The sequence below is a fragment of the uncultured Methylovirgula sp. genome (assembly GCF_947646745.1).
Taxonomy (GTDB): domain Bacteria; phylum Pseudomonadota; class Alphaproteobacteria; order Rhizobiales; family Beijerinckiaceae; genus Methylovirgula.
The window spans coordinates 1-16,013 of record NZ_CANSHK010000006.1; the positions used below are offsets into that span (position 1 = coordinate 1).

The window sequence follows — 16,013 nt, forward strand, 5'->3', positions numbered from 1 at the left end:
ACGCGCGGCCGCGACACCTACATCACGACCGAAGTCGGCCAGCATCAGATGTGGGCCGCGCAGCATTTCCATTTCGACGAGCCGAACCACTGGATGACCAGTGGCGGCCTCGGCACGATGGGCTATGGCCTGCCGGCAGCGATCGGCGTGCAGATGGCGCATCCGCATGCGCTCGTCGTCGATATCGCCGGCGAAGGCTCGATCCTGATGAACATTCAGGAGCTTTCGACCGCGGCGCAATATCGCCTGCCGGTCAAAGTCTTCATCCTCAACAATGAATATCTTGGCATGGTCCGGCAATGGCAGGAGCTGTTGCACGGCGGGCGCTATTCGGAAAGCTATTCCGAGGCGCTGCCGGATTTCGTCAAGCTCGTCGAATCCTTCGGCGGCCACGGCATCCGCTGCTCGGACCCGGCCGATCTCGATGCCGCCATTGCCGAGATGATCGAGACGCCGAACATGGTCGTGTTCGATTGCCATATCGACAAGACCGAGAATTGCCTGCCGATGATCCCGTCGGGCAAGGCGCATAACGAGATGATCCTGCCGGACACGGAGGAAGCGATCAGCGATGTGATCGACGACGCCGGCAAGATGCTCGTTTGAGATTGAGATGGCTGACATGAATGCCCCGACCGCGCCGCTTTCGCCTTATTCTTCCGCACTCGGCACCGAGAATGTCGAGACGCATACATTGTCGATCGTCGTCGACAACGAGCCGGGCGTGCTGGCGCGCGTGGTTGGTCTCTTCTCCGGCCGCGGCTACAACATCGAAAGCCTGACGGTGGCCGAGGTCGCGCATGCTGAACACCTGTCGCGTATTACCATCGTCACGTCGGGTCCGGCTGCCGCGATCGAGCAGATCGGCCATCAGTTGAACCGGCTCGTGCCGGTGCATAACGTCAAGGACCTGACGCTGAGCGGCAACGCGATCGATCGCGAACTCGCGATGATCAAGGTCTCAGGCACCGGCGTCGCGCGCGAGGAAGCGCTGCGGCTCGGCGAAATTTTTCACGCCCATGTCATCGACACGACGACGCAATCCTTCGTCTTCGAATTGACCGGCAGCGCATCGAAGATCGACGAATTCGTCGAACTCATGCGGCCACTCGGCCTTGTCGAGGTCGCCCGCACCGGCGTCGCCGCGATGACGCGCGGCAAGGAACCGACTTAAGTTTCTTTATCAACTCCAATGGCCGCGGCGCGGCCCATCAACCGGGAAAGACCATGCGCGTTTATTATGATCGTGATGCCGACCTTAACCTCATCAAGGGCAAGAAGGTCGCAATCATCGGCTATGGCAGCCAGGGCCATGCTCATGCGCTGAACCTGCGCGATTCGGGCGTCAAGGATGTGATCGTGGCGCTGCGCGAAGGCTCAAGCTCGGCCAAGAAGGCCGCGGCCGAAGGCCTGACGGTCAAGTCCGTCGCGGAGGCCGCGAAGGTCGCCGATGTCGTCATGGTGCTGACGCCGGACGAATTGCAGAGCGACATCTATCGCGAGCATCTCGCGGGCAATCTCAAGGAAGGCGCGGCGCTCCTCTTCGCGCACGGCCTCTCGATTCATTTCAATCTCATCGAGCCGCGCAAGGACCTCGACGTGCTGATGGTGGCGCCGAAGGGCCCCGGCCATACGGTGCGCTCGGAATATAAGCGCGGCGGCGGCGTCCCCTGTCTCATCGCCGTGGCGCAAGATGCGACCGGCAATGCGCACGATCTCGCGCTGTCCTATGCCTCAGCGATCGGCGGCGGCCGCGCCGGCATCATCGAGACGACCTTCCGCGAGGAATGCGAGACCGATCTCTTCGGCGAGCAGGCGGTACTTTGCGGCGGCCTCGTCGAATTGATCCGCAATGGTTTCGAGACGCTGGTCGAAGCCGGCTATGCGCCGGAAATGGCCTATTTCGAATGCCTGCACGAAGTGAAGCTGATCGTCGACCTCATCTATGAGGGCGGCATCGCCAATATGAATTATTCGATCTCGAACACTGCCGAATATGGCGAATATGTCTCGGGCCCGCGCGTCATCACCCCGGCGACCAAGGCCGAGATGAAGAAAATCCTGGCAGACATCCAGACCGGCCGCTTCACCCGCGATTGGATGCTGGAGAACAAGGTCAACCAGACCTCGTTCAAGGCGAGCCGCGCCCGCTCGCAGGCGCATCCGATCGAGCAGGTCGGCGCCAAGCTGCGCGCGATGATGCCCTGGATCGGCGCCAACAAGCTGGTCGACAAGGACAAGAACTGATCAGGGCAGAATCGGGCGCGGCCGCTCTGGCCGCGCCGATAAGGCTTTAACCAGCCTCTGCCGGTTCGGCACCAGGCGGCCAGGCAGCGCGGCGAGCGGCGCGACAGCCGCCATGGCGTCTTAACCATTCATAAACTTTGTCATCGTTCTGCAACACAACTTGAGATAAGTTTGGGTTGCGTCCGGGTTGGCACACATCTGCCGGAAAGCGCTCAATTTTTTGGTGGTGAAGGAAACGGCCCTTGCGTCCCCGTGGGGCCGTTTTCCTTATCCGGCCTTCTTTGGCCGGAGCAGAAAGACGCCGGGCGGCGCGCCACGATGCCGTGGATCGGCGCCAATAAGCTGGTCGACAAGGAAAAGAACTGATCAGGGCAAGCGCCAGGCGCGGCCACTCTGGCCGCGCCGATAAGGCTTTAACCAGCGTGTGCCGGTTCGGCGTCCGGTGGCCAGGGCAGGGCGGCGAGCGGCGCGACGGCGGCCAATATATCCCGCGCGGCGGCGACATGCGCCGGGTTTGAAACAGAAAAAGGCTCGTCGGTTGCCGCCATCAGCAGACCGCCGTTGGGCCTGCGCTCGACAATTGCGCTCGCGGGCGGCGTGATCAAATGCGCGAAGCGCGGCCCGACATAGGAAATCCATGCGAGACGGTAATAAGACGGTCTCCGCCCGAGTTCCATGAGGTCGTGGGAATAGGCCGTGCCCCACATGGCATCGAAGGTTTCGGCTGTTGCGAGGACGGCGCCTTTAAAAATCGGAAAAGTGATGATGGCCGGATCTGGATCAACGTACCAGTCCGTTGAAATGCGCACATCGTTGGTGATGAGGTCCGAATCGGACCAGCAGCCGCCGTGCACGTCGATGCTCAGCCCGCGAGGCTCGTGTTCGATCGAATTATAGACATAAAACCTGTAACCGTAGATCGGTTCGGGGTCTCCATCGTCGCCCCGCGAGATTTTTGCCGCGATCTCCGCGGGCAATTCACGCTTGATCTCCTCAAATGCCACGGTCTGATCGTCTTGGTCGGTCCAGAGCCAATGGTCAAAAATCGGATCGACCGCCTTCAGCCGATCGAGCAAATCGAGGAAGCGTCCGGCCAGCGCCGCGGGCGTCTCGCGCCGCGGCCCCCAAAAGGCTTTTGTCGCGAAGTTGTTTCTTATACGGAGTTTCGAATTTTGACTGCTCATTAGAAACCACTCCATATAATTTCTGACGTGCCCGTTCCTTCCGGGGTATAAAAAATCCGAACCTTGGATAGAAAGCCTGCCTCATGGGTATGTTGCAGCGTGACGGCCGTATCTTGGCTGCGCCAGTTCCCGGCACCAGCGCAGACATTCTGCAAGGCGCTATCGCCCAAAATGTCGAACTCGGCAGCACTATCAGCACCGACGAACACAAGTCCTATCACGGCTTACGCTTCGGCTATGAACATGGCGTCGTCACGCATAGCGCCAAAGAATACGTGCGCGGCAAGCACCACGTGAACTCTCTCGAAAGCCATTGGTCGCTGTTCAAGCGCGCCGTCAAAGGCACGCATGTCCACATTTCGTCAAAGCACGCTTGGAAATACGTGAGCGAATTTAGTTATCGCCGGAACATGCGGCAGTCGCATTGGGCGATGTTTAACCTTCTCGTTCACGCTTTTGCGCTGCCGCGCCTAGAAGAGAATTGAAATCCTCTCGGTGACGTGGGTTCTTTTCGTCGCCTGATTCGCCGAAAGCGTTCGATTCCGGCTCAGGATCGTTCCTAGAGGCGCGATCTTTCTCTGCGGCCTCTTCTCTCCTGCGCCTCTTTTCCTTAAAGACCGGCTTGTTGATCAAGGGCCAAATCTCCCATGCTGGCACTGTGACTGCGACACTATTGGGAATTTTTAGCCTATCGCCTTCCTTGAGGGCTACATCCGCCCCTTCGGCCGAGACTAATTTTTCGACCTCAATTATTTTTACGGGGTCGTGGAACTGCGCGGAGTGAACTCCAAGTAACTTAATGAACGCATTGTTATGCAATTTTTGCTGGCGTTTATAATATTGCTCAGACGCATACATATCTTCGTGCCAGCGAGATAAAAGGCCTGATATTGGCGGTGGGTCCTCGTGAATACCGAACGCAATATCCCGAATGTCGCCCTCAGGCGTTCGATAAACAAAAACCGGCGAACCTGAAAAGCCAGGGCGCGACCGCATATCGAACAGGTGCGACGGCCGCCTTACACCATTCCCTTGACGGATTGGCTCTTTATCATCCGCCAAGAGACTTATGTTGCCAAATTTCGCAGCAACTAGGTTGTGAGTTTTCCCAGGAAGATCGGCGAACAGCCCCAACATAAAGCCGTCTTCGCCAATACCTAGTTCTACCCCTTCAATAAAGCGCTTTGTGCCTAGCATTTCAGGGACCAGTGCCGATACGGAGTCTTCCTGAAGGCTCAAAAGATCGGTCACATCGGCTGCGGCGAGATCGTCGCCAGAATCAGATTTTTCCCAATCGCTAGGCTCAATGTCGATTGGGCGGCTTTTGCCTTCCTCCGCTGAATTTACCCGAATCGCATGCGTATCAATGGCGACGTGATGGCACGTCACGGCATATACATGGGTGACATCTACGAAGAGGTCGCTAGGTATCGCAACAAAGACCCCCGAACCGATTGGCTTCGTTTCCGCCGTTTTGGGATTAATGCCAAAAGCGAAAAACACCATTTTCGGCATCCACGGAGCTAAACGTGGCATCCCGATCGGCCTCCAGCCAATTATGCGCCCACCAATCCCCATGACTGGCTGAAGCTCAAAATCAGCGTCGTTAAATACTATTTCATGGCAGGGCGGCATAATTATCCACAATCACTACTTGCCGAGAAGGGATAAACCCCGCCAAACGATGTAAAGAACATAAAGTGAACATCAGTCTTACCGATCGTCGTCCCGCATAAGTCCAAAACCCCAGCCGGCTTGACCCAGTCAAAACCGCGCACATATCCGCACAGGTGCGTGCATATGCATCTATTTAAAGGGAGGACGTCATGAAAATCGAGGGTTCGGTCGCGCTGGTCACCGGCGCCAATCGCGGTCTTGGCAAGGTATTGGCCGAGCAATTGAAGGCCAAAGGCGCCAAGAAAATCTACGCCGGCGCCCGCGATCCCGCGAAAGTGGCCTATGCCGGGGTCGAGCCGGTCAAGCTCGATATCACCAGCGCCGCCGATGTTTCGGCCACCGCCAAGGCGCTGGGCGACGTCAACCTGGTGATCAACAATGCCGGCATCGCGCCGTTTTCGTCGCTCGCCGCCGACGCCTCGCTGGAGGTCGCCCGGACCGCGATGGAGACCAATTATTTCGGCACGTTGCGCGTCGCCAATGCCTTTGCGCCGATCTTGGCCAAAAACGGCGGCGGGGCGCTCGTCAACATGCTCTCGGTCTTGAGCTGGATCACTTATCCCTCGCTCGCCGCCTATTGCGCCTCGAAATCCGCCGCCTGGGCGCTGACCAATGCCCTGCGGCATGAGCTCAAAGAGCAGGGGACGCTCGTCATCGGCGTCCATGCCGGGCTGATCGATACCGATATGGCGGCCGGCGTCGATGCGCCGAAAGTCTCGCCGGAACAGGTCGCCGCGGCGATCCTCGAAGCGGTGGCCTCGGGGCGCGAGGAGGTTCTGTCGGACGAACCCTCCCGCCAGATCAAGGCGGCGCTCTCGGCTCAGCCGGGGCCTTATCTTTAAAGCCGGGTCCCGCGCACGCCGCCAAAAGTTCTATTGTCTGGACGCCGGCAGAGTCTTAGGGACTGCGGGCAACCCCGCGCTGCCGTGCGCCCAGGCGAAATCTCTTGCGCGAAATTCTCACCATCCTCGCCATCGTCCTGATCGTGATTTTGACCGCCGCTCTGGCGGTGCCCTATTTCATCGATTGGGACGCCGAGCGCAGCCTGGTCGAAGCGCAGCTGTCCAATCTGACCGGCGCCGCGGTCAAAATCCGCGGCGGCATCGATCTCAAGCTGTTGCCGACGCCCTATCTGCAGCTGGCCGATGTCGAACTCGCCGCGCCCGCCTCGGGGACCGACGTCAAGGTCGCGGAACTGCATCTCGAACTGGCGCCGACGGCGCTGTTGCGCGGCGAAGTCGATTTCGTCGAGGCGCGGTTCGTCGCGCCGCAAATCAAGCTGCGCTTGCAAAACGATGCTCTGCCGCAATGGCGGCCGCGGCACGGCTTCACCGGGCAGATGAGCTTCGAGCGCATCTCGGTCAAAGACGGCAGCCTCGTCCTCGACGACCCGGCGGCCAAGCGCGCCTATCATTTCGACAACATCAATCTCTCGGCCGAAGCCGACGCTTTGACCGGGCCGTTCCGCGCCGACGGACGGTTTGACATGGGTGGCGCGCCGACCGCCTTCCGCTTCTCGACCGGCGCGCGCGAGGGCGCGAAACTGCCGGTGAAGCTGATCTTCGATCAGAATGCGCTGCACCCGAGCGCCGATCTCGACGGCAGCCTAATCTTTCATCCGTCGGCGAGCGCATTCTCCCTGCCGGACGTGACCGGCACGCTGCATCTTTCCGGCGCCCGCGCGTTTGACGTGCCCTGGCAGGCAAGCGGCACGCTCGAAGCGGGGCTGCGCAAGGGGCGTCTCTCCAATCTCGAGGTCCAGTTCGGCGATGATCTCGCCGCGACGCTCGACGGCAGCGCGGACTTCGACCTCGGCGCGACGTTGCGCGCGACGATCAAATTGAAAGCGCAGCAGCTCGATTTCGACCGGTTGCTGACCGTCAAGGATGCGCCGGTGCCGATGCAGCGGCTGCGCGCGGCCTTTACGGCGATTGCGGCAGGGCCGAGCGCGACCTTCTTCGGCATGCCGCTGACGTTTGATCTTTCTGCCGGCACGATCATTCTCGGCCGCGATGCGCTGACGGGTGTCTCGGCCATGGTGTCGGCCACGGCGCCGCAAACGGACGGCTTACGCTTTTCCGCCGAAGGTCCCGGCGGTGCGCATGTCGCGCTCGATGGCCGGCTTGAGACCGGCAGCGCCCCCGTCTTTCAAGGGCATGTCGATGCCGGCGCCGACGATGTCTCGCGCTTTCAGGATTGGCTGTCGGCCAGCCTGCCGGAGTTGGCGCGTCCCGATCTGCCGCCCGCATCCGTTGCGCTCGATGGCGACGCCAATATTTCGCAGGTCGGCGCTGTCGGCAGCGGTCTGATGCTGCATCTCAATGGCTCGGTGCTGACCGGCACGCTCGCCTATACGAAGAAAATCGGCACCGAGCGGTCGCGTCTCTTTGCCGATCTTTCGGCCCAACGGCTCGAATTGCCGGGCCTGCCGGATCTGCCGAACCTGCTGGCCCAGACGGGCGATATGGATCTTGCGCTGCGCTTCGATGCGCGCTCGGTGAAGCTCGCGGGCTCTAAAGCCGGCGCCATCGAAACCGGGCAAATCCAGTTCGACTTCGCCAAGACGGGCCCGGCGTCGGAACTCAAGAGTTTGACGATCAGTGGCTTCGACGGTGCCAATGTGACGGCGAGCGGCCATTGGCGCGATGCGGGGGGCGGCGAATTGGCGCTTCAGCTCGACGCGCCGCATGCCGGCGAAATCGCCAGCCTCGTCGCCCATCTCGCACCCGGCGCGGAGACGGATTTCGTCGCCGCGCACAGCAGCGAATTCTCGCCGATGCATCTGTCGCTCGCGTTGAAAGGCGATGGCGGCGCGGCAAAGGCCAATCTCACCGGTCTCGACGCTGCGGGCACCGCCGGCGCGACGCAATTCCTCGCCCGTGCAACGCCGGCGCCGGGCCATGGTCTCGATGTCTCGGCCCGTGCCGAGTCGCCCGACGCCCGCGCCTTGCTGCGGCAATTGGGGTTCAAGACCTTTCCGGGCAAGAAACTCGGCGCAGCGACAATCAGCGCGACGGCGCAGGGTGCGCTCGACCATCTCCAGTCGCGGGTTTCGGCTTCGCTTGCCGGGGCGACGCTTGATTTTGAAGGCGGTGTCGCGCAGGCGGACAAGGCGCCGCACGCCGCCGGTACGCTCAAGATCGCCAGCGCCGATCTGGCAGAGCTCTTGCGCGCCATCGGCCTCGCTGATCCCAATCTGCAACGCGCTCTGCCGCTCGACCTCAGCGCTGCCTTGGAAGCGGGCGGCGACGGCCTCCTGCTCAAGGCGCTCACCGGCACCTGTGCCGGCAACAAGATCGCCGGCTCGCTCAGCTATGCCCCGGACCGCGGCGTCACCGGCACGCTCGAAACGGACCGGCTGGCGCTCGGCGCCTTGCTGCAATTGGCGCTGGGGCCGCCGCGTCCGGCAAAGCCTGGCGCGCTCTGGTCCGACGTGCCGTTCGCCGCGCCGGTCACGCTGCCGCCGGCGCTCGTCGCCTTGCATGCCGGCACGTTCAGCATCGCGCCGACGATCGATGCCCATGACGCCGATTTCGATCTATCGCTGGCCGGCGGCCAGATCGGCCTGCAACATTTTTCGGCGAAGCTCGGCGAGGGCCGCCTCTTCGCCGATCTCACCTTGCAGCGCGACGGCACAACCGCTGCGGCCGCGGGCCATTTGAGCCTGGATGATTATGCGCTCGACCTGCCGACGGCGCGCGCCCGCGTCTCGGGAAAATTCGATTTCGCCGGCACAGGTCAAAGCGCCCATGCGCTTGTCACCGGGCTCGCCGGCTCCGGCGCGCTCAATTTCAAGGACATTTTGCTGATGCGCAGCGATCCGAGCGCGCTGGCGCAGGTCTTGAGCGATGTCGACGAAGAGCGCTTAAGCATCGACGAGACCGAGATCGATCGGGCTTTGTCCGACGCGTTCGACCGGCATGCGCTTTCGGTCGACGCGGCGGACTTCGATGCCGGACTGGCGGCGGGCGTGTTGCGCCTCACCGGCAAGGCGTCGACGCCGGTGGGCGGCAATTCCGACGTGATGCAGCAGACGCAGGCGGCGTTCGATCTGCGCAATCTTTCGCTCGATCAAAGCAGCGTCCTGACGCTCACGGCACTGCCGCGGAACTGGACCGGCGCACCGCCGCAGGTCGCCGTCGAATGGAGCGGTCCGCTCGATCATCCGCTGCGCAATCTCGATGCGTCGAGCTTCGTCAATGCGCTCGCGGCACGCGCCATTGCGCGCGAGACGGCGCGCATCGAGGCGCAGGAATTCGACGTCCACGAACATGCCGTTGCGCTGAACCGCCTGCAGGCGCTGCGCCGCCAGGAGGCCGAGAGACTGCAAGCGAGCGACGACGTGAAACATGCCGCCGAGCGCGCCCGCGAGCGCGAGGCGACGATGGGGCGGCTGCGGCAATTGCTGGCGCTGGAAAAGCAGAAGGCGCAGCCTTTGCCGATCAGCCCGGTGCCGTCATCGCCGGCCATGCCGCCCGCGGCAACGGCGCCCACGCCGGCTGCGCCGCCGCCGGCGGTTCCAGCCGATCCGAGTGCGGCCGGGCGTTATTGAGCGGTCACGCGCTCGGCCTGCCGGGCGCCAGAAACCACCGTCTCCAGGACGAAAACGCGAATGGCGGAGGAAAGATTGGCGCCGCCACGCCGCGCATCGATCTCGCCGATCAGCGCCGCAAGTGACAGGCCGCGCGCATGAGCGATCTCGCGCAAGCCGTCCCAGAACGCGTGCTCGAGTGAAATGCTGGTGCGGTGGCCGGCGATCGTGAGCGAATGTTTGGCGAGGGCCGTCGCGGCCGGCTCAGCCATTGTCGGAACCGGGTTCGGGGTCGCGGCGATGCGCATCGAGATGGCGGCGTTCGAGATCACCGGTCGCAGCCGCAAGCGCACGCTCGCTCTTGCTGACGCCGAAGCGCAGCCGGTTCTGCGCCGCCGTGTCGGCTGCCGCGGCCCGCGCCTTGGCTTTGCGCGCCCGGCGCAGATTGACGATCTCGCTCATTTCTTGCGAAAGGCGTCGATGGAGACGACCTTGGCCGGCGTGTCGGACGGCGTCTCCTCCGACTTCTGCGCGGTCTTCGCCGCGGCTTTGGCCTCTGCCGGCTTAGCGGCTTCGGCCAAGTCCGGCTGTTTCGGATTGATCTCGGCGGGTTCGCTGCCGCTGCCGCGGGGCTTGGTCTTTTCCGGCGAGGCCGGGCGCGGCGCCGGCGCTTGCGGCGCGGCAACGGCGGGTGCGGCGCCGGCCGGTTCGGTCGCCATTTCGAATTTCAGGCCGAATTCGACCGCCGGATCGAAGAAGCCGGTGACCGCATCGAAGGGGATGACCAAAATCTCCGGCTTGCGGTCGAAATTGAGCCGAACCTCGAACGCCTGCTCACCCACCGTCAAATCCCAGAATTCGTGCTGCAGGACGATGGTCATTTCCTGCGGATATCGTTCCCGCAATTTGTTCGGCACGCGCACGCCCGGGGCATCGGTGCGGAAGGCGATGACGAAATGATGATTGCCGGGCAGGCCGTCGCGGGCGGCATCGGCCAGGACGCGGCGCAAAACCGAGCGTAGCGCCTCCTGCACCAGAAGATCGTAGCGGATCAGATCGGTCGTCATTCCAATATCCCGCCCCGGGGGAAGTGGAGGCTTCTGTTGCCAGGTGCCTCCGAACCCCGCCTTGAGGGGCTAACCCCAAGGGCTTTGAATCGGTACCATTACCGCATTACGCGGCAAGGGCAACCGGAGCATAGTTGTCGTTGGCAACTATAGGTTTAGCCCGATGACGGTGGAACCATGCCGAGCGAAAGAACACCCTTTACACTCCCCGTCGAACCTATTTCGCCCCCGCCGGAACGCGCCATTGACACATGACGCGCTCTGGTGGAGGCGCCGGGTACCGCCCCCGGGTCCGAAGAGCTTATTGCGATGCCGTTTATCGCCATAGCTGCCGCAAGGCAGCGGCCCAAATATAGGCAGAGACGGGTGAATTAGAAAGTCCCAGGGCGATGGCGCGGCCAAAGTCGGAAGTTTTCCCCGAAGCTTTGCTTCAGCCGCGAAATTGGGGATGCGACCGCTTCGCCCCTTTCGCGCCGGCCACGAGAATGCGATGCGCCGAGATCAGATTCTGAATGCCGGACATAGGCCGCCCATGGACCCCGCGCCCGCCGAGACAAAGCCCGCGCCTTATAAAACGATCGGCCTTTGCCTGAGCCTCGTCGCGGCGCTCGGGCTCGCGGTCATCCTGATGACGGCGATCGCCGGCAGCGGCTATCTCGCGATCGCATTGCTGCACGGCAAGGCCGCAGCTAATGCAACGGTCGCCGCGCTCCTCGCCGCTCTTGAGGTCAACAACGAATTCGGCGTCGCGCAACTCGGGCTCGGAGCCTTTTTCTATGCCGCGGCGCTGGCCGCCATCCTTCTCATCGCGCGCTGGCGCGGCGGCAAGGATTGGCGCGGCCTCGTCGCCTGGACGCCGCCGATCTGGCCGCTTCGCGATAAAGTGCTCTGGATGCTTGCCATAGCCGGTCTCGTCTATGGCTTGGCCTCGAGCGCCGCGCTCAGCTATTTCTATCCGAAATCCGACAGCTGGCTTTTGATTCCGCGCGATCCTCGCGCCGCCGGCCTCCTGCTCGTCATGGCGGCGGTCATGGCGCCCATCGCCGAGGAGACATATTTTCGCGGCTGGATTTTCACCAGCCTGCGCGCCCGCTGGGGGCGCTGGCCGGCGATCGTGATTTCGGCGCTGCTGTTCGGCCTCGCGCATTACGAATCGACGCATCTTTATGCGCTGGCGGTGTTTCCCCTCGGGCTCGTGCTCGCGGCGCTGCGCGAACGCACCGGCAGCGCCGGGACTTCGATGCTATTTCACGCGGCGAACAATCTGATCGCCTTCCTGTCCGCCGGAATGGCCGGGAGCTGAAGGATGCGGCACCCTGAATATCAATATCTCGATCTTCTCGCCGACGTGTTGGCGCATGGCGACAGGCGCGTCGATCGGACCGGCGTTGGGACGCTCTCGCTTTTCGGCGCGCTGACGCGGTTCAATCTCGCCGCCGGCACGGTGCCGATCCTCACCACCAAGCGCGTCTATTGGAAAACGGCGATCCGCGAAATGCTCTGGTTCTTGACCGGAAAAACCAATATCCGGCCGCTGCTCGAAAATAACGTCCACATCTGGACCGACTGGCCGCTCGAGCGCTATCGCCGAGCGACGGGCGAGGCGATCGCGCAAAGCGATTTCGAGCAAAGGATCATTGCCGATGATGCGTTCGCGTCGCGCTGGGGCGATCTCGGGCCGGTCTATGGCAAGCAATGGCGCCGCTGGCTCGGCCCCGACGGCAAAGAGCATGATCAGATCGCGACTTTGATCGAGACGCTGAAGACCAATCCGGCCAGCCGGCGCATGCTGTTCCACGCCTGGAATGTCGGTGAACTCGCTGAAATGTCGCTGCCGCCGTGCCACATGGTCTATCAGTTCCATTGCACGCATGATGGCAGGCTGAGCTGCCTGCTCTTCCAGCGTTCGGGCGATCTGTTGCTCGGGTGCCCGTTCAATTGGGTCGGCGGTACGGCGCTGCTTGCGATGATTGCGCAGCAGGCCGGTCTCGTGCCGGGCGAATTCGTCTGGGTCGGCGGCGATGTGCACCTCTATCTCAATCATATCGAGCAGGCGCGAATCCAGCTGGCGCGCGAACCGCGGCCATGGCCGACCCTGCGGCTTTTGCGCATGCCGGCGAGCATCGATGATTACCGCATCGAGGATTTCGAGGTCGCGGGCTATCATCCGCACGCCGCCATCAAGGCCGATGTCGCGGTATGAGCCGCTGATCGCAATCAGCCGATGCGGCGCGCGATGATGTCCATGCCGATGCGAAGCTGCGCGCTCACCTGAAATTCAAGCGGTTCGAAGCCCCACTCGCGCAGCAGCGCATAAAGCCGCGCGCGGCCGAACATATGATAGCGGCCGATCTCGCTCCAATACGGATTGGCCGCTTGCGCGTGGAGCAGATTGAACGGCATCGCATCCATATTGGGCAGGCTCAGCACGAGCAGGCCGTCGCGTTGCAGCAGCCGGTGCGCGGCGGCGAGCCTGTCCGTGGGATCGGCGCAACGCGGCAATTGATCGTCGAGGCTGACGACACCGAAACGCCCCGGCGCGGCGAAATTTTCGATCGAGACATGGTGCGCTTCCAAGCCGAGCTGGCGCAGCGCCGCGACAGGCGCAGCCCGGCTTTCGAGGCCGACGGCCTCGAAGCCGAATTCGGCTGCGGTGAGCAGCAGCGATCCGGCGCCGAAACCGGCATCGAGCCAGGCCGTATCGCAATTGCGCAGGCCGATGTGGCGTGCCGCAGCGGCGACGAGCGGGGCTATGGCGCGGCGGCCGGCTTCCATCTCATGGCCGAAGGATGCGCCGCCAGGCGCGAGCGCCGGATCGAAATAGCCTTCGGCGAAGACGTGGTCGCAATCGTCGCAGAGGTGCCATTGCACTTGCGATGGCATGCCCGCCCGGTAGCCGGAATCCCGGCTGCAATCGGCGCCGAAGAAAGCCTTGTGCGCGCGGCTGCCGCAGAGCGGGCAGGCCTCATAGGCGTGGCGGGTGATCGCCTGCACCGGGGCGAGCGCAGCGGCGGCGTGCGGCGTGATCGGCGCCACGGCGAAAGCCCGCGGCGCCTCGCCGCCCGCCCAAACGTCCCACATGCGGGTATAGGCGGCCTCGAGATGGCGCGTATAGCGGGCCACATCGAACAAAGGCGCGCTCGGCCGATTGGCGAAAAGCTTGCGGCGGACGGCGGCAAGCGCCTCGGGCGCTTGTGCGAGCTTCAGCGCCAGCGCCTCATAGTCTTGCAGGGATCGGGTCACGAGTTCCGGCAGGCCGACGGCATGGAGCAGGCTCGCGGCGACGCGGCCGGCGAAGGTGTCGCCGAGCATCGTGATCACCGGCAGGCCGGCCCAGAGCGCATCGCTCGTCGTCGTATGGGCATTGTAAGGCAGAGTATCGAGGAAGAGATCGGCCAGGCGATGCCGGGCGAGATGGGCGCCGAGGCCGCGCCGCGCTGCGAAGACGAGCCGCTCCGGATCGACGCCTTGCGCCGCCGCCTCCCGGCGGAGATTGGCTTTCACGCGCTCATTGCCGTCGAGCAGCCAAAGCACGCTGCCGGGGACGGCGGCCAGCAGGCGCATCCAAATGGCGAAGAACTGCGGTGTGATCTTGTAGCTGTTGTTGAAGCAGCAGAAGACGAAACCTTCCGCCGGGAGGCCGCATTCGGCACGTGTCGGCGTGCGGTCGTCGATTGGGCGCGACCGGTCGTTGGGCTGATAGCTGTCGGGCAGATGGATGATCTTCTCGTCGTAGAATGGCTGCTGATCCATCGGCAAAGTGATCGGATCGGCGATCACGTAATCGATGAAAGCCGCGCCCATCGTGCCGGGATAGCCGAGGAAGTTCACCTGGATCGGTGCCGGGCGATGCGCGGCGATCTCGCTGCGCGAGAACTGCGTATAGCCTTTGAGTTCGATCAGAATATCGACCTTGTCGTCATAGATGCGCTGGGCTGCGATCCGATCGTCGACGCCGGTGAGATCGACGAAACGGTCGAAGGCCCGGTCGAGCCGATGGCGCAATTCGCTGCCGTCGCTGGCGCCGTGCGAATAGGCGATGATCTCGAAGCGGGACCTGTCGTGCTGCTCGAAGACCCCGACCATGAGCATGGCGGTCGCGTGGCGGAAGAAATCCGACGAGAGGTAGCCGATGCGCAGTTTTCGCCCGCGCTCGTTCGCTGCCGGGCGGCGATGATCGAAACTGGGCGCGGCGCGGAGCGCCTTGGTCCAGTTCCGCGCCACATGCAGTTGCAGCGCATGACCGGAGTTCATGCTGAGGGTGCTGAAGGGCGGGACGGTGCCGCCATACGCGGCAGCCGCGGCAAGAACCGCGCTTTCTTCGGCGTCGTGGCCGGCCCAATCGCAGAAGGCGCGGCGAATGTAGAGCATCTGCAATCTTATGCCGACAAGGGCCGGGTTGAGCGCGACCGCGCGTGCGTAGGCGCTCAGCGCCTCGTCGGCGCGGAATAGGGATTCATAAGCCGTGCCGATATTGCAATGGACTTCCGCCATATCGGGATTGATCGCCAGCGCCTTTTCGTAGGCGGCGAGGGCGCCCGCGAAATCGTTATGATGCTGCAGCATATTGCCGAGATTGCTGTAGGCTTCGGCGAAATCGGGACGCAACGCGACGGCCTGCTCGAAGGCCGCACAGGCTTCGTCGATGCGCAGCAGATCGCGCAAGATATTGCCGGCGGCAAAATGCGGGGCTGCCGCGTCCGGCCGCTTCGCCGCCGCGGTGGCACAAAGCGCCAGCGCTTCGTCGTGACGGTCGAGCCGGCGCAGGATTTCGGCGCCGTTCACGTGGGCTTCGACGAAGAACGGATCCAGCCGGCAGGCCGCCAAATAGGCCGCGAGCGCCGCTTCCAGCGCGCCGATGTCTTCGAGCACATTGCCGAGATTGTTATGCGATGGGGCAAAGCCGGGATCGAGGCGCACGGCGCGTTCGGCGGTCTCGCGCGCCGCGTCGAACTGGCGCGCCTCGCGCAGGATCGCCGTCAGATTGGCATAGGCGCGGGCGTAATCGGGCTTCAGGTCGATCGCTTTGCCGATATATTCCACGGCCTGAGCATGCCGGCCGGTCACATGCTCGACGAGGCCGAGATTGTGCCAGGCGATTTCGTGATTGGGATTCTGTTCCAGGACTTGCGCATAAAGCTGGCGGGCGATGCCGTATTGCCGGCTGTTATGAAATTCGATCGCGCTTTCGAGCAACTGGGCTTCGGCGAGTTCAGACGGTAGCGCGGCTTCGGTGCGGGTCATGGCGGGCCTCGAAGCGTCCGGCCGGCGCCGGGCGCAATTCCAGAGCGTAGCCTTCGCCCTTTA

14 protein-coding genes and 1 other RNA gene are annotated in these 16,013 nt (G+C 63.1%); 8 read left to right on the plus strand and 7 right to left on the minus strand.

Annotation, left to right across the window (positions count from 1 at the left end):
- The 3 genes from Q0025_RS02785 to ilvC all read left to right on the plus strand — a co-directional run.
- On the plus strand, nucleotides 1–606 hold a 606-nt coding region (locus Q0025_RS02785), incomplete at its 5' end, for a thiamine pyrophosphate-dependent enzyme (RefSeq protein WP_297295802.1).
- Nucleotides 607–622: 16 nt separating this feature from the next.
- On the plus strand, nucleotides 623–1,174 hold the full coding sequence (gene ilvN, locus Q0025_RS02790) for an acetolactate synthase small subunit (protein WP_297295929.1): 552 nt from the start codon (nucleotides 623–625) through the stop codon (nucleotides 1,172–1,174).
- 53 nt (nucleotides 1,175–1,227) lie between these two features.
- Nucleotides 1,228–2,247, plus strand: coding sequence for a ketol-acid reductoisomerase (gene ilvC / locus Q0025_RS02795; protein WP_297295804.1), 1,020 nt, complete (start codon nucleotides 1,228–1,230; stop codon nucleotides 2,245–2,247).
- Between the two features lie 413 nt (nucleotides 2,248–2,660).
- Here ilvC and Q0025_RS02800 read toward each other — a convergent pair whose 3' ends face one another.
- Nucleotides 2,661–3,431, minus strand: coding sequence for an Imm52 family immunity protein (locus tag Q0025_RS02800; RefSeq protein ID WP_297295806.1), 771 nt, complete (start codon nucleotides 3,429–3,431; stop codon nucleotides 2,661–2,663).
- A gap of 83 nt (nucleotides 3,432–3,514) precedes the next feature.
- Here Q0025_RS02800 and Q0025_RS02805 point away from each other — a divergent pair, with 83 nt between their 5' ends.
- A complete protein-coding gene (locus Q0025_RS02805; RefSeq protein ID WP_297295808.1) occupies nucleotides 3,515–3,916 on the plus strand; it encodes an IS1595 family transposase in 402 nt (133 codons plus the stop codon).
- Here the strand turns inward: Q0025_RS02805 and Q0025_RS02810 are convergent.
- The gene (locus Q0025_RS02810) at nucleotides 3,867–5,066 is read right to left on the minus strand and encodes a hypothetical protein (RefSeq protein WP_297295810.1); all 1,200 of its coding nucleotides are present in this window, start codon (nucleotides 5,064–5,066) and stop codon (nucleotides 3,867–3,869) included. The two genes, Q0025_RS02805 and Q0025_RS02810, sit on opposite strands and share 50 nt — an antisense overlap.
- Nucleotides 5,067–5,257: 191 nt before the next feature.
- On the opposite strand from Q0025_RS02810, the gene Q0025_RS02815 reads away from it, so the two are divergent.
- Nucleotides 5,258–5,950: an SDR family oxidoreductase gene (locus Q0025_RS02815; RefSeq protein ID WP_297295812.1), complete on the plus strand. Its 693-nt coding sequence runs from the start codon at nucleotides 5,258–5,260 to the stop codon at nucleotides 5,948–5,950.
- 104 nt (nucleotides 5,951–6,054) lie between these two features.
- Entirely contained in the window at nucleotides 6,055–9,660 is a 3,606-nt protein-coding gene (locus Q0025_RS02820; protein WP_297295814.1) for an AsmA family protein, read from the plus strand.
- On the opposite strand, the gene Q0025_RS02825 is transcribed toward Q0025_RS02820, so the two are convergent.
- The 4 genes from Q0025_RS02825 to ssrA all read right to left on the minus strand — a co-directional run bounded on the left by Q0025_RS02825 (nucleotide 9,654) and on the right by ssrA (nucleotide 11,088).
- Nucleotides 9,654–9,911, minus strand: a complete 258-nt coding sequence (locus tag Q0025_RS02825; protein ID WP_297295816.1) for a ribbon-helix-helix domain-containing protein — start codon at nucleotides 9,909–9,911, stop codon at nucleotides 9,654–9,656. The two genes, Q0025_RS02820 and Q0025_RS02825, sit on opposite strands and share 7 nt — an antisense overlap.
- Nucleotides 9,904–10,101 carry a DUF4169 family protein gene (locus Q0025_RS02830; protein WP_297295818.1) on the minus strand — a complete coding sequence of 66 codons (198 nt, stop codon included), beginning with the start codon at nucleotides 10,099–10,101 and terminating at the stop codon, nucleotides 9,904–9,906. Before Q0025_RS02830 ends, Q0025_RS02825 begins: the two co-directional genes overlap by 8 nt.
- The gene (locus tag Q0025_RS02835; RefSeq protein WP_297295820.1) at nucleotides 10,098–10,706 is read right to left on the minus strand and encodes a ClpXP protease specificity-enhancing factor SspB; all 609 of its coding nucleotides are present in this window, start codon (nucleotides 10,704–10,706) and stop codon (nucleotides 10,098–10,100) included. The genes Q0025_RS02830 and Q0025_RS02835 overlap by 4 nt, the downstream gene beginning before the upstream one ends.
- Nucleotides 10,707–10,728: 22 nt before the next feature.
- Nucleotides 10,729–11,088, minus strand: a transfer-messenger RNA (tmRNA) gene (gene ssrA / locus Q0025_RS02840).
- 108 nt (nucleotides 11,089–11,196) lie between these two features.
- On the opposite strand from ssrA, the gene Q0025_RS02845 reads away from it, so the two are divergent.
- Both Q0025_RS02845 and thyA read left to right on the plus strand, forming a co-directional pair.
- Complete coding sequence (locus tag Q0025_RS02845; protein WP_297295821.1) at nucleotides 11,197–12,009, plus strand: CPBP family intramembrane glutamic endopeptidase; 813 nt, start codon at nucleotides 11,197–11,199, stop codon at nucleotides 12,007–12,009.
- Nucleotides 12,010–12,012: 3 nt separating this feature from the next.
- Nucleotides 12,013–12,909 (plus strand): thymidylate synthase, encoded by an 897-nt coding sequence (gene thyA / locus Q0025_RS02850; RefSeq protein WP_297295823.1) that lies wholly within the window; start codon nucleotides 12,013–12,015, stop codon nucleotides 12,907–12,909.
- Nucleotides 12,910–12,923: 14 nt separating this feature from the next.
- On the opposite strand, the gene Q0025_RS02855 is transcribed toward thyA, so the two are convergent.
- The gene (locus Q0025_RS02855; RefSeq protein WP_297295825.1) at nucleotides 12,924–15,950 is read right to left on the minus strand and encodes a tetratricopeptide repeat protein; all 3,027 of its coding nucleotides are present in this window, start codon (nucleotides 15,948–15,950) and stop codon (nucleotides 12,924–12,926) included.
- Nucleotides 15,951–16,013: the final 63 nt, after the last annotated feature.

Coding starts and splice junctions, on each gene's coding strand:
- Q0025_RS02835 (WP_297295820.1), bottom strand. CDS start 10,706: ATGACGACCGATCTGATCCGCTACGATCTTCTGGTGCAGGAGGCGCTA.
- Q0025_RS02805 (WP_297295808.1), top strand. CDS start 3,515: ATGGGTATGTTGCAGCGTGACGGCCGTATCTTGGCTGCGCCAGTTCCC.
- Q0025_RS02800 (WP_297295806.1), bottom strand. CDS start 3,431: ATGAGCAGTCAAAATTCGAAACTCCGTATAAGAAACAACTTCGCGACA.
- thyA (WP_297295823.1), top strand. CDS start 12,013: ATGCGGCACCCTGAATATCAATATCTCGATCTTCTCGCCGACGTGTTG.
- Q0025_RS02825 (WP_297295816.1), bottom strand. CDS start 9,911: ATGGCTGAGCCGGCCGCGACGGCCCTCGCCAAACATTCGCTCACGATC.
- Q0025_RS02815 (WP_297295812.1), top strand. CDS start 5,258: ATGAAAATCGAGGGTTCGGTCGCGCTGGTCACCGGCGCCAATCGCGGT.
- ilvN (WP_297295929.1), top strand. CDS start 623: ATGAATGCCCCGACCGCGCCGCTTTCGCCTTATTCTTCCGCACTCGGC.
- Q0025_RS02830 (WP_297295818.1), bottom strand. CDS start 10,101: ATGAGCGAGATCGTCAATCTGCGCCGGGCGCGCAAAGCCAAGGCGCGG.
- Q0025_RS02810 (WP_297295810.1), bottom strand. CDS start 5,066: ATGCCGCCCTGCCATGAAATAGTATTTAACGACGCTGATTTTGAGCTT.
- Q0025_RS02845 (WP_297295821.1), top strand. CDS start 11,197: ATGCGCCGAGATCAGATTCTGAATGCCGGACATAGGCCGCCCATGGAC.
- Q0025_RS02855 (WP_297295825.1), bottom strand. CDS start 15,950: ATGACCCGCACCGAAGCCGCGCTACCGTCTGAACTCGCCGAAGCCCAG.
- ilvC (WP_297295804.1), top strand. CDS start 1,228: ATGCGCGTTTATTATGATCGTGATGCCGACCTTAACCTCATCAAGGGC.